Raw genomic sequence first — 13,015 nt, forward strand, 5'->3', positions numbered from 1 at the left:
CTCCTTGATATTTTTATACCTGCAAGGGCCGCGTTGAGTCACGCTCAACGAGTGACACATCAACCGCTATTTTTTGACGATCCAAACGATGATCTGCAATTCGAGCCATTAACACATCCAACGCTGTTTTGGCAACGATATCAACCGGTTGGTGAATCGTTGTTAAACTTGGCTGGTAAAAAGCCGCATAATCAGTATCATCATAGCCAATGACTGACATATCATCTGGTACATGCCACCCTAATTTTGACAAACCTGAAATCACACCAATGGCTAATTCATCATTTAGCGCAAAAGTAGCCGTAGCATGTGAAATTGACACAGCCATGGCTGCCGCTTGCCCTGATTGTTTTGACATATTATGGGTCGTTATCTCGCTCACCTTTACGCCTGCTTCCTCCATGGTTGCTTTAAATGACCCGGCGCGATAGAACAAATTGTCTGTAAAGACTTGATTACCTAATAAGGCAACCCGCTTGTGGCCCTCTGCAATCAAGTGTTCCGCTGCTAAGCGCCCTCCCGCTTGGTCTTTGGTATAAACAACGTCAGCTAATTCCAAATCATCATGATTTTCGGTCACAACCATAGCAATCCCACACTGCTTTAATAAATCAGCAATTCGATTGGGATCAGCCAATTGACTTACGACAATAACGCCACTCACACCAGCTTCAATCATGCGTTCAACAGCAGCATCAGCTTGCTTTTGTTCCCCTGACATAATTGATAACGACATGTTCTCTGGTAATAAGTTTTGCAAATGTTGAACAAAGGCTCCGAAATACGGTAAAGCCAACGTCGGCACAACCACGCCAATCAACATGTAGTGACTCTTTTTTAAACTACGTGCGCTAATATTTGGCACATACCCGACTTCATCACGGGCTGCAAAAACCTTTTCACGTGTCGCCTCTGAAAAGCGGTCCCCTTTATTGTTTAGAATTTGTGATACCGTCGCAATCGAAACATCTGCAAGTCGTGCGACATCTTTAATGGATGCTTTTTTCATTCTGTTCTCCTAGTCTACAACTGTAATACCCGTCGCTCCAATCGGCAATTGTATAAATTGACCGGGTAAGTCCACATAATCTAATACATCGATAAGATCTTGCACTTTTTCGGGCGCAACCAATGTTGCAATTGCTGGTCCTTGCTCAAGCAAAACGGTGCCATAGATATCTAAGGCGTGTGAAGCCTGTCGAATTGCAGTTAGCGCCGCATTATCTGTAGCAGCTGGCTGTTGCAAAAGGTCGGTTTCCATAAGTTGTCCGGCCAATTCACGTTGTTGATTTTGCCATGCGGCCATTAACATATTTCCACTTGCATTCACTGCAACTGCATCTGCATAAGCAACTGCCGCATCGTTTTGTGGTGCCATTGTGGCTTCTGGTAAATAAAGCAAAACGGTGTATGACGGACAAATAAAGCCACTCGCATACACATCCCCATGCTGTAAATAACTGACAGTTGGTTGTCCTAACAAAGCAGCTGCCACATGTGCTGGTTGTTGAGCAGTTCGAGCTGCTAACGTTAACTTTGTGAAATCATCTAGACCTAATTGGCCAAGTTGATTGGCTAATTCAATACCGGCTAAAATTAAGGCATCTTGAACCCCAAGATATTGCTTAGTAGGAATCGTACTCGTAATTGTCACAGCATGTGGTGTTAGCTGGGGGGCTAAGTTGGTCGCAATTTGCACAACATAGTTCCGTTCGTCAGTAGCTACCGTAGCCGCAAAGGGATGCTGCACCTGCCATTGCTCAGTTGGTGCACCAACTTCAATCGTTAGGCCTACTTCAAGTGGAAATCCGATGGATTGCATCCCTGGGCCAAAGTTGGCTAAGGTTGCTGGAATAAAAATTTTCATCACGTACCCCAATCTTTTGCTTAACCCCATTTTCATGCGGTTAGTTCGCGTAATATTTAAATTTTACCACGTTTTACTAAAATGTTTTACTAATTCACGTAAAAAATTTAAACATTAACTTCTTTTTAAGGTGTGCTATACTTTAAGAGTTGTTTAGTCGTACAGGGTAGGTTTTAATGCGTCAAGTGTTGGGGAAACGGAATGTGATCCCCAAACGAAGGTTTAACCGCGATATTATTACCACATTCACTGTTACCAGTGAAACCCTCCATCATAAAGGAGGTGTTTTCAAAATGAAAACATTAAAGAACTATTTTCCCCGCTTGGATACCAAGCAAGTCGCTTTGTTGGGTCTTTTAGCAGCATTATTGCTGATTCTAAGCCGCTTTACTTTTGGACCAGATTGGCTTAAGTTTGGCTTCTCTTTCATTGCGTCAGGTCTTATCGCTAAATGGTACGGTCCGATTTGGGGCGCTTTTGTCGCTTTCATTTGCGACTTCATTGGGGCGACGATTTTGACCAGTGGCCAGCCATATTTTCCTGGTTTCGCCTTATCAGCGATTGTTGGTGCCTTAATTTATGGATTCTCATTCTATAATCGGGACCACTTAAGTTGGACCCGCGTGATTGTGACAACTGCGATTGTCCTTGTCGTTGTCAACTTATGCTTAAACACGATTTGGGTCATTACCTTGCAAAATGCTTGGCATAACTCTGGCATGCTTAAGACAATGGTTTCTACACGAGCATTGAAGCAACTTGTTTTCTGGCCAATTCAATCAATTTTGCTATACGTCATCTTAAATAATAAGCAATTAGATCGTTTACGCGCCGATATCTTCGCCCGTTAATAAAAATTAAAAAATCCCGTTCCTGGTTTTAATCAGGTGCGGGATTTTTTTCGTTTAAAACTTAACTTTTGTTTTTAGACCGCAGGCCAAGACTGCGCATCAATCAGTTGTAGATGGTTATCCAACAGGCCGCTTTGCCCTGATAAGACGAGATTATAGTTTACATCACGCGTTAATGTCATCGCAGGATCAAGTTGCTCTATGGCGTAGCCTTTAATCGCAACAGTTCCAAGATTACTCGTCAGTGATGCATCGAATTCATTCGTAATTTGATCTGGCCGTGCCAATACCAATTGAAAAGCTGTGTTCAATGAACAAATACTCTGCTTAGAAAAAGGACCAACTCCATCATCAAAATCAAGAACAAGTCTTGTGTCCTCGCGCATTTTTTCATGAATCATTTCAACAACCGTTTCACTAATCGTCAACTGCATGTTATCCCCTCCACTGTTCACTTACCACAAGTAAGTATACCGTATTTTTGAATACAAAAAAAGACATTCTCGTACAACAAGAATGCCCTCCATTTAATTACTTATCTTGAACATCGACCAAAACAACGTGATCATCCAAAGTACCACCGTCACCCTTAAGTGAAAGGTTCAAGTACTTATCAACATCAAGCGTCATATTTGGATCCATTTGATCTTCTGAGTAACCCTTAACATAGACATCGCCTAAGTTACTCTCAATTGTATCGTTGAAATCTTTTGTAATTTGGTCAGGACGTGCCAGAACAAGGTGGAAAGCCAAATCTAATGTACATGTGGCTTCATCTGAAAAAGGACCAACCCCATCATCAAAATCTAGTACAATCTTTGTATCATCCTTCAAGTGCTTTTGCACCATTGTCTTTGCTGCATCTGTAAATGTTAACTTCATTATTCCTACCTCCTATTACCTTAACGTTTCTTCATGTACTTACTATATACAAGAAACCATAAAATTGTATTAAACAAATTTTTTCACGTACCAGTTTCCACAAAAGTTACTTTTCTTCCTGATAACGCTTCAGGTTTGATTGGGCTTTGGATTCAATTTCTGGACTATATTTCATCCCTCCCTGCGGATTCAAGACACCAGCTTCGACATATGCTCGCGTTTGGTCGTCTACTTCGCGTGGCGTTTCATTTGGTCCCCCAATAACAGCCACGGCTGTGCCAGAACCACCACTTTGTCGGCGTTCCTTTGATGTTGCTGAAAGACTTGCGGGCTGCGCGTCGGTTGTGGCAGAAACTTCAGGCTCAACAACACTTGTTGCCACAGCGTTCGCGGGCTCAACATTCACTTGATTACTCTGTGCTGATTCAGCTTGCTCGGATTCCTTGCGTTTCAGGACAGATTCCTTACGCTTTAGGTCAGCCTCTTTCTTTCGGGCACTAGCTGCCACTTGACGACTACTTGCACGCGTCGCTTCTTCCATTTTCTGGTTAAGCGCGTGCTGGTGTGCCAGAAGAAAAATCGCAATTCCAATCGTAATAGCGGTCAATACACCAACGCCAACCAGTATGTAATTTTTCATCTTTCTTCCCATTCTCCATCTTAACTTATTCCCATTTAATGTACGCTAACGCACATCCTGACTGATTATACCATGCCACCCCACTTAAAATGCTCAATAACTTAGAAGTCATCATAAAAAACACCTTGTTGCGCCAGTGAAGAAAATCGACTTTAGCCAATGAAGAAAATCGACATTAGCCAATGAAAAAAGCCCTTCAAAACTGAAGGGCCTTCTTTTTAACACTAGTGTTGCGAATCCTTAAAAAATATACCAACAATAGATTGTTATGCATTTTAAGAATTGTCACTGCGGTGTTTAAAATGATTTGATGACATTGCGACCAGCGCTTTCACAAGCTCGTTCAAATGCCATCATGAATCGATCACGTTCCGTTGGGGTTCGAAAACGCAAGATGAACTGTTCTGCAACATCACCGACAGCAATTCGATTAATACAACTACCCGTCACCCGACCGACGTAGATGTCAGCATGTTCGCGATCATGGATCGCCGTAAGCAAAGCGTTGAATACCTGGGGGGGAATACTTGCTTGAATTTGTATCAAGTCGTCTAACGTGGTGTTCTGATTCGGTGTTGTGACTATATTCATAGCGGTCCTCCTCATTCATAAATCATATCGTGGGCTGATTTAAATTTAACATATCATCATTTTAGTTTCAACACTTAATTATTTTTTATAAAGTGTAAAATTTTAACGGTCAAAACATGTTATAATATAAAAACAGAATTTAAATTTATTTAAGGAAGAACATTTTATGAGTGATTCAGTTTCGAAAACCCAATATCTACAAACAATTTTAGAATTAAGTGGCGGCGATGAGTCAACCAAAATTTCCAACAACCAGATTGCCGATCACTTACACGTGACGCCATCTTCTGTTTCAAATATGCTAACTAAATTGCAAGAGACAGGTGAAGTGAATGTTGTCCCTTATTATGGGGTTACCCTAACAAAAACTGGACGAGAAACAGCCATTCGCTTGATTCGTTCGCACCGCCTTTTTGAAACCTTTATCGCTGAGGACTTGGACCTTCCTGTCTCAGTTGCCCACGACAATGCGGATCATCTCGATCACGATGCAACAGGTCAATTAATGGACGCCCTTGATAGTTTCCTTAAGCATCCTAAATACAGCCCACAGGGGCTTCCTATCCCCGATGCAGAATATCACTACTCCCCTGAAAAGTTAACCAGTCTTTATGATGCTAAAGATGGTGAAACCATTACCATCCATGCCTTCACTGAAGATTTAGAGCTATTGCGTTATGTTGAAACAATTGGCTTGCCCCTTAATTCAACATGGACCATTAAAGAACGTCTCCCCTTTGATGGCCCATTGATTCTAAACAATGATGAGCGTGAATTACAAATTACGCGACATGCAGCTGAATTCATTTATATTGAACAATAAAAAAACGAAGGTCCAATTACCTGGACCTTCGTTTTTTGTTTACTTTTTACGATAATCTTTTAAAGCTTGCAATAGATTAAATGCAGCCATACCTAGTCCAACAAGGGCAAAAAAGCGACCTGCACCTGATTGTCCATTTTTGTTTTTGTTCTTAGCCATATTTATACACTCCTTTACTTAATCCAGCGGTTATCCTTTTCAAACGAATCCAAGACTGACTGAGGCGCCTGATTAAATGGCATTTCCTTAGTTAAGTCCCCTTGCATGATAACACGTCCACGCTCAGCTGTATAATCACATGTAATTAACGTGACCATTTTACGACCAGGGATTGGGTCAGCAACCTGCACATCAGTCGGCTTCACCACGCGATAACTGGTTGTCTTATACTCGTACACTTTCTTCATATCCGTTAAGTAGATTTTTTGTCCAACTTTTCCGTGATAGTAGATTGGTGAGAAAAGAACTTTTTTACCAGAATCGCCCTGGATAAAGTGACTAGCTAACGCGTAATTTCCTTGTCCCATTTGTTGGTTTTCATTTAAGGTCCCGGCACCCAATGACAAAATTGTATCGCTAACACCATTAGCAATCGGTACTGACAAACCAATTTCTGGTACAGAAACAAAACCAATAAAATCAACTTTTCCAGCATTGACGCGTGCTTTTAGAATCTGCTGTGCTGATAAGGTATTCACCTTACTCCAGTCGTAGTTTGCATCTTTTTTCGTTTGATCTGCTTTATTAATGGTTTTTTGGGTCACTTTTGGTTCAAACGTATTGATGGCAAAAGTTGCAATTTGATTATGAAAAATCAATCCCAGTGCGATAATAATCAGCACAACATATATTAAGGTCGACCACCAGTGATGCTTCCGACTTGTTGTCTTTTTCTTATCTGCCATTTTTAGTTAGTCCTGCTCTGCATCAAAATTGTTGATAAAGTACAACAAAATTTGTAATTCGTTCGTTAGGTCAACGTTTTGAACCCGCACATCCTTGGGTACATCCAAACGCAATGGTGTAAAGTTTAAAATGCCTCGCACCCCTGCATCGGCTAAACGTTTAGCCGTCTTTTGTGCTTCTTCAGCGGGCACTGTTAGAATAGCCACTTCAATCCGTTGATCTTGAATTTGCTTTTCCAAATCATCAATACTATAAATTGGCACACCAGCTTGAATGGTGTTTACAATCTTTGGATTGACATCAAATGCCGCAGAAATGCGCGCATTTGAACTTTGGTGGAAATTGAAGTTCAACAAGGCTTGACCCAAGTTACCAACCCCAACTAAGGCAACTGAAGCCAAATTGTCTTGGTTCAAAATATCACCAAAGAATTCCATCAATTCTTTAACATCATATCCATACCCACGCTTACCAAGCGCCCCAAAGTATGAAAAATCACGTCGGATCGTTGCTGCATCAAATTTAACAGCTTTAGAAAGTTCATTTGATGAGATTCGTGTTACGCCAGAATCTAGTAAAATTTTCAAATAACGGTAATAGATGGGTAATCTACGTGCGGTTGCACGTGGAATATCCTTTTCAGTTGTATGGACGTGTTCTTTGTCTTCAGTCATGCTTTCACCCCTCACCATTTCAACAAAAATATAATACACTAACTATAACATAGTTAGTGTATTATGTGAATATATTAACAACTATTTTTCACAAGCAAAAATCTTGCCTGAAGCGCATCGATTAAGCTTTCTTAGGCTTTCCCTTATCTTTTCGATGCTTACGCTTAGCCTTTTTTTCTTTAGCAAAACGATCTTCTCGTGACTGTACTTCCTGTTCTTTACGTACCGGTTTCACGAACTTTGTGCTTTTTTTAGCAGATGTACTTGGCTTATCTGAATCATCTGTTTTAACAGTTACATTCTTTTTAGGTTGAGCTACCTTAGTTGCCGCCTTACCCTTACCAGACGAAGGTCGACTACTTGGCTTATTATTCCCACCGGCCCGACTATTTCGCAGGATGGCTGAATCATTTTCCAATAAGCGTGGACGCCCCTTCACAACTTCAATATCAACGGCAACCATACGCTTTAAATCACGCGCATCATGATCATTACCAAAAGTAATCACCAAGCCATTTTTGCCCATTCGACCAGTTCGACCAGAACGATGTGTATAAGTTTCCCCATCTCGTGGCAAATCAAAGTTAATGACAACCGGTAAATCAGGAATATCTAATCCACGCGCCCCAACATCAGTCGTCAACAAGAATTTAGCATCCCCATTCTTAAACGAACGCATCGCACGTTCACGTGTTGAACTTGAGTCACCACGGACCAAAGTCGCCATTCCAATATGTTCATGCGCTAAGAAGTTCGCAGTCATTTTCAATTGTTTTGTTGTATTGAAAAAAACCATGGCCTGCATTTTCTTTTGGGCCGCTAGCTGACGTAATCGTTTGTTTCGTTGATCAGTTGCCGTTAACCAAAACTCATGTTCGATCTTCGTTGGCATTGGCACGTCGCGTTGATCAATGCGCTCAAACTCACGATCAAACACGCCGGCTGCAATCTTTTCATCTACTTCAGTGGCACCAAATAGAGCGACTTGAACATCTGAATTGTCGATGGCATCCCAGATTTCATCAACCTGTTTTGCTGTATCATCACGCAAGAGTTCATCAGCCTCATCAAGAACCAATGTCCGTAGGCGTCCCAACTTTAATTTATTATTATTAATCAGTTCAACAACACGACCAGGTGTTCCGACTAAAACCTCAGGATGCTTTTTTAAGCGATCCAATTGATTTTTAATGTTAGCACCACCAGTTAGCGACAATACTTTTAGTCCGAGCGTGCTTGCCCATTCACGCATCACATGTGTTGTTTGCATAGCAAGTTCTTGAGATGGCGCGAGAACTAGCAATTGCTCCCCATCATCTGGGGTAACATTTTCAAGTAATGGCCAAGTAAAAGCCAATGTTTTTCCAGTTCCAGTTGGGGCTAAAGCGTCGATTGAACGTCCATCTTTAAGTGGCTCATACACCGCTTTTTGAATCGGTGTTAATTCGCTGAATCCACTTGATTGGATTTTTTCTTCAAATTGTTGATGCATTATTTCTCCTTGGGTCAGTTAAGTCACTTAGTCTGCTGGAAATACAATCCCAGCTGATTGACGCAAATCTGTCAAAACCAGATTTACGCGCTGACTTGTTAGTAATAATTCTTTATATTCGTTAGCATGTGTTTCAGGCTCTTCCATAATTGCTGCAAAATCATTAGCTTCAGCAATCATTGGGTTTTCAGGAGCAGGATCACTGATAACAAGTTCATCGCCAACACCATCGTTATAACTTACGTTTTCTAGCTCAGCAATATTATCAATGATAATCGTGTCTTTACGCCCCATAATTTCTGAATGTTGGTAACTATTTGACATCTTACCGAATTGTGCAGTCATATCAAATTCTGGATAACGTAAAATGGCTGTCCCACGTCCATCGGCGCCATTTGCAAGTTTGGTTGCAAAATAGTGCACTGAATCTGGCAATCCAAACAAAGCTACGATGGCATAAATAGGATAAACACCTAAATCAGTGAGGGCACCCGCACTGAATTCACGTGTCAAAACATTGGGCTCTTCGCCAGCTAGATAGGCGTCAAAGCGGGATGAATACTTTTCATAGACAAACGTTCCCCCAGAGATCACTGGCATCTCAGCAACTTTGGCCGCAATTGCCTTAAAGTTTGGCTGATGAATATGGCGAGCTGCCTCAAACAGGTGTACGTTTGGGTGCAAGCGTAACAAAGAGTAAATTTTTTCATACTCTTTTGGATTGGAAAAGGCTGATTTTTCAACAATAACCTGTAGATCGTTTTCAATGGCCTGCTTCACTTGTTGATAATGTAGGCTATTCGGTGAGGCGATATAAACAACATCGATATCACTAGCATAAAAAGCAGCTAAATCAGTGAATACAGCTGCGTCATCTGAAAATTCACGTCCTGTCGATTCACGACGTGAATAGACACTTGTCAGCTGATAACGGCCAGTTGTTTCCGCAGCCTCAACAAACATTTTACTAATCCAATTTGTTCCAATAACCCCTAATTTTAGCATATTATCATCCCCCTCACGCTATTGTATTGCATGTTTTTAGTTATCATTACATCAGTTAAAACTACGACCTTGTTGTCATATAACTTGCTTATCTGTAACAACCAATTGATCATCTAAATCATAAATAATTGGCTCACCATTGGCAATTTCAAGGTGCATAATATCAGCATCAGAAATATGCTCAATATGTTTCGTTAAAGCTCGTACGGTACTTCCATGGGCAACAATTAGGACATTTTCTCCAGCTTGTAAATGCGGTACAATTACCGATTCATAAAATGGTAGAATTCGCGCCAAAGCAACCTTCAAACTTTCGCCATGTGGCAACTCAGTTTCAGGAATATCATCATATCGTCGATCAAAGGCTGGATATGTTTTACCGTCAACGGTAATCGATGTTGGATGTCCTTGCGTTTGTGGTGGTAACACATCATAAGCTCGTCGCCATTCATGAACTTGTGCCTCGCCCCACTTTGCTCGTGCATCATCGCGATTCACCCCTTGTAAAGCTCCATAATGACGCTCATTAAGACGCCATGTTTTTTGCTCAGGGACATATAGTTGGTTCGTTTCCTCCAACATAATATGCAATGTTTTAATCGCGCGTTTCAGCAAAGACGTTGCTGCAAAATCAAATTGGATCTGCGTCTCTGCAAGCAAACTACCAGCTTGATGTGCTTGAGTGACACCTGCATCGCTTAAATCCGTATCAATCCAACCATTAAACAAATTCTTAGCATTCCATTCACTTTGACCGTGACGCATTATTACTAATTTTGCCATGTTTACATCGACTCCTTTAACGCAATTTACCTTAATTATACACCACTGTGCGGCGGATTTCACTGCTCAACGGGGCTGGACAGGTTCCATTAAAAAACTCCCCCTCAGATAACTAAGCGGGAGTTCTTAATCATTAAGCTTTACGTTCCAAAACTGTCACTGATTCCACGTGAGTTGTTTGTGGGAATTGGTCGATTGGTTGTACATCACCCTTGATTTGGTAACCTTGTTCAAGGAACAAAGCGACATCTCGAGCCAACGTAGCTGGGTTACAACTAATGTAAACAACACGATCAGGTCCCATTTCAACCGCTGCGTCAATCAATTCTTGCGTTAGACCCTTACGAGGTGGATCCAAGAAGATAACATCCGGCTTTAGACCATCTGCAGCCCATTCAGCCATTTTATCTTCAGCCTTACCAAGTTCAAACTTGGCATTTTGAATACCGTTAATATCGGCGTTACGCTTGGCATCATCAACCGCTTCGGGAACAACTTCGACCCCAAGTACTGACTTAACACGGTCGGCAATGGTCAATGAAATAGTTCCAATACCTGAGTACGCGTCAATCACAACGTCTGTTGGCTTCAACTCTGCCTTATCAGCAGCATTTTGATACACAACTTCAGTCATTTCAGGGTTAACTTGGTAGAATGAGTTTGGTCCGATGGCAAACGTCTTCCCTAGCAAAGTATCCTTGATGGCTTTTTCACCCCAAAGGACCTTGTTTGTGTCACCCATAATAACGTTCGTCTTTTCTTGATTCACGTTTTGAATAATTGATACGACTTCTGGCAAGGCCTCACGAATATCATTAATGATAAATTCAGCTGTAGGCAAGCGCTTAGCACGCGTTACCAAAACGATCATCATTTGATGTGAGTAGTGTCCACGACGAATCATAATTGTACGGACAACACCCTTATGGTTCTCTTCATCATAGGCAGCAACGTGGTACTTACGTAAAATATCACGTACAACGACAATTGCCTTATCGATTTCTGGATCTTGAATGTAGAAATCTTCCATAGGTTGTAAACGGTGTGAGCCACGACGGTAGAAACCAGTCGTCACTTCGCCATTAATTTCGCGAACAGGGATTTGGGCCTTGTTTCGGTAACCCCATGGGTTTTCCATACCAATAGTTGGTAGTACTTCAACGTCAACGTGTTGCTTATTGAACACATCAGCGACTTGCTTTTGTTTATGTTTTAGTTGCGCGTCATATGTTAGGTGAGCCAACGGTGCAACACCTGAAGTTAAGACCTTAGTATCAATTTCAGTATTACGATCTGGTGACTCTTCCAAACGGCGAATGACACGTCCAAATCCAAAGTTAGACGTAACCTTAGTTACCCCCACAAGGATTTTTTCGCCTGGCACAGCATTAACAACGAAAATTGGGAAGTCTTCATACTTCACCACTCCGTTACCTTCATAGGTAATATCAATCACTGTGGCTTCAAATTCTTGGTTTTTTACAACCGGTGCTTTTCTCTTCATCTTTTCTCCTTTTTGGTCTTTTCGACAACCAGTAAGCTAACAGTATACCACACTTTATCGTAAATAAAAAAAGTTCGGACAATTTGTCCAAACTTCTTTGTGGATTACATCTGACGTAAAGCGGCAATGCGTTCTTCCATTGGTGGATGTGTATCAAATAAATGACTCATCCGGCTCTCTTTTTTGAGCGGATCACCAATATATAATCCTGCACTACTTGGCGCAACATTTTCTTCGGCCATTGGTTCGCTGCCTGAAATTTTAGTCAACGCATCAATCAGCCCCTGTGGGTTACGTGTTAATTCAACCGCGCCTGCATCAGCTAGAAACTCTCGATTACGTGAAATCGCAAGCTGAATAATTGTGGCCGCTAACGGTGCCAACATCATGACAATCACAGCCATAACGATACCAAAGATGTTACTTGATTGATTATCACGATCCCGTGAACTCCAACCCCAAAAACTTGTTCCGAAATTAGCTAACATGGTAATAACCGACGTTAGGGCCACTGCTAAGGTTTGAATTCGAATATCGTAATTGCGCACGTGCGTCATCTCGTGAGCCATCACACCCTCAAGTTCTTCACGATTTAATTTTTGTAAAATACCAACCGTTGCTGCCACAGCTGCATTTTCCGGCTTATTTCCTGTTGCAAAGGCATTGGGACTTGAATCATCAATAATGAATACCCGTGGCATTGGCACATTTGCCACTAGTGCCATATCTTCAACGATATGCCACAGTTCCGGCGCTTGCTCTGCCGTTGTAATTTCATAGCCATGATTCATGGACATCACGACATCCGTTGATTGACTCATCATGTAGAAGGCATAAACACCACCTGCAACTAAGGCAATCAACACCCCTGCTGACCAACTTGCCATCAAGAAATAACCTAAAGCTGCACCAACAATTGCTGTAAATAAGAAAAAGCCAAAAATTAAGATGACTGTTTTTCGTTTATTCTGGGCAATTTGTTCAAAAAGCATGTGAT

Annotated in this window: 15 protein-coding genes and 1 riboswitch; of the genes, 2 read left to right on the forward strand and 13 right to left on the reverse strand. The window is 41.5% G+C overall.

The window, feature by feature from the left end; translation table 11 throughout:
- Window positions 1-13: 13 nt before the first annotated feature.
- A complete protein-coding gene (gene rbsR, locus IV50_RS02195) occupies window positions 14-1,009 on the reverse strand; it encodes a ribose utilization transcriptional repressor RbsR (protein ID WP_057744408.1) in 996 nt (331 codons plus the stop codon).
- A 9-nt stretch (window positions 1,010-1,018) separates the two neighbouring features.
- Entirely contained in the window at window positions 1,019-1,867 is an 849-nt protein-coding gene (locus IV50_RS02200) for a homoserine kinase (protein ID WP_236697689.1), read from the reverse strand.
- A gap of 160 nt (window positions 1,868-2,027) precedes the next feature.
- Window positions 2,028-2,121: riboswitch (THF riboswitch) on the forward strand.
- A gap of 39 nt (window positions 2,122-2,160) precedes the next feature.
- On the opposite strand from IV50_RS02200, the gene IV50_RS02205 reads away from it, so the two are divergent.
- Window positions 2,161-2,718 carry a folate family ECF transporter S component gene (locus tag IV50_RS02205; RefSeq protein ID WP_057744411.1) on the forward strand — a complete coding sequence of 186 codons (558 nt, stop codon included), beginning with the start codon at window positions 2,161-2,163 and terminating at the stop codon, window positions 2,716-2,718.
- A gap of 74 nt (window positions 2,719-2,792) precedes the next feature.
- Here IV50_RS02205 and IV50_RS02210 read toward each other — a convergent pair whose 3' ends face one another.
- The 4 genes from IV50_RS02210 to IV50_RS02225 all read right to left on the reverse strand — a co-directional run bounded on the left by IV50_RS02210 (window position 2,793) and on the right by IV50_RS02225 (window position 4,831).
- Entirely contained in the window at window positions 2,793-3,152 is a 360-nt protein-coding gene (locus IV50_RS02210) for an iron-sulfur cluster biosynthesis family protein (protein WP_057744414.1), read from the reverse strand.
- Between the two features lie 97 nt (window positions 3,153-3,249).
- Entirely contained in the window at window positions 3,250-3,600 is a 351-nt protein-coding gene (locus IV50_RS02215) for an iron-sulfur cluster biosynthesis family protein (protein WP_057744417.1), read from the reverse strand.
- Window positions 3,601-3,706: 106 nt separating this feature from the next.
- A complete protein-coding gene (locus tag IV50_RS02220; protein ID WP_057744420.1) occupies window positions 3,707-4,240 on the reverse strand; it encodes a hypothetical protein in 534 nt (177 codons plus the stop codon).
- 297 nt (window positions 4,241-4,537) lie between these two features.
- Window positions 4,538-4,831, reverse strand: coding sequence for a hypothetical protein (locus tag IV50_RS02225; protein WP_057744423.1), 294 nt, complete (start codon window positions 4,829-4,831; stop codon window positions 4,538-4,540).
- 166 nt (window positions 4,832-4,997) lie between these two features.
- Here IV50_RS02225 and IV50_RS02230 point away from each other — a divergent pair, with 166 nt between their 5' ends.
- Complete coding sequence (locus tag IV50_RS02230; RefSeq protein WP_057744428.1) at window positions 4,998-5,654, forward strand: metal-dependent transcriptional regulator; 657 nt, start codon at window positions 4,998-5,000, stop codon at window positions 5,652-5,654.
- 173 nt (window positions 5,655-5,827) lie between these two features.
- Here IV50_RS02230 and IV50_RS02235 read toward each other — a convergent pair whose 3' ends face one another.
- From IV50_RS02235 to htpX, 7 genes are all read right to left on the reverse strand, one after another.
- Entirely contained in the window at window positions 5,828-6,559 is a 732-nt protein-coding gene (locus IV50_RS02235; RefSeq protein WP_057744431.1) for a class A sortase, read from the reverse strand.
- Between the two features lie 6 nt (window positions 6,560-6,565).
- Window positions 6,566-7,234 (reverse strand): redox-sensing transcriptional repressor Rex, encoded by a 669-nt coding sequence (locus IV50_RS02240; protein ID WP_057744434.1) that lies wholly within the window; start codon window positions 7,232-7,234, stop codon window positions 6,566-6,568.
- Between the two features lie 121 nt (window positions 7,235-7,355).
- Window positions 7,356-8,726, reverse strand: coding sequence for a DEAD/DEAH box helicase (locus IV50_RS02245; protein WP_057744437.1), 1,371 nt, complete (start codon window positions 8,724-8,726; stop codon window positions 7,356-7,358).
- A 27-nt stretch (window positions 8,727-8,753) separates the two neighbouring features.
- On the reverse strand, window positions 8,754-9,731 hold the full coding sequence (locus IV50_RS02250) for a Gfo/Idh/MocA family protein (protein ID WP_057744440.1): 978 nt from the start codon (window positions 9,729-9,731) through the stop codon (window positions 8,754-8,756).
- A 75-nt stretch (window positions 9,732-9,806) separates the two neighbouring features.
- Window positions 9,807-10,514, reverse strand: coding sequence for a 2,3-bisphosphoglycerate-dependent phosphoglycerate mutase (locus tag IV50_RS02255; protein WP_057744443.1), 708 nt, complete (start codon window positions 10,512-10,514; stop codon window positions 9,807-9,809).
- A gap of 133 nt (window positions 10,515-10,647) precedes the next feature.
- Window positions 10,648-12,018, reverse strand: a complete 1,371-nt coding sequence (rlmD, locus tag IV50_RS02260; RefSeq protein WP_057744445.1) for a 23S rRNA (uracil(1939)-C(5))-methyltransferase RlmD — start codon at window positions 12,016-12,018, stop codon at window positions 10,648-10,650.
- A gap of 104 nt (window positions 12,019-12,122) precedes the next feature.
- Window positions 12,123-13,010, reverse strand: coding sequence for a zinc metalloprotease HtpX (htpX, locus tag IV50_RS02265; RefSeq protein WP_057744448.1), 888 nt, complete (start codon window positions 13,008-13,010; stop codon window positions 12,123-12,125).
- Window positions 13,011-13,015: the final 5 nt, after the last annotated feature.

This window comes from Weissella viridescens, assembly GCF_001437355.1.
GTDB classification, from domain to species: Bacteria; Bacillota; Bacilli; order Lactobacillales; family Lactobacillaceae; genus Weissella; species Weissella viridescens.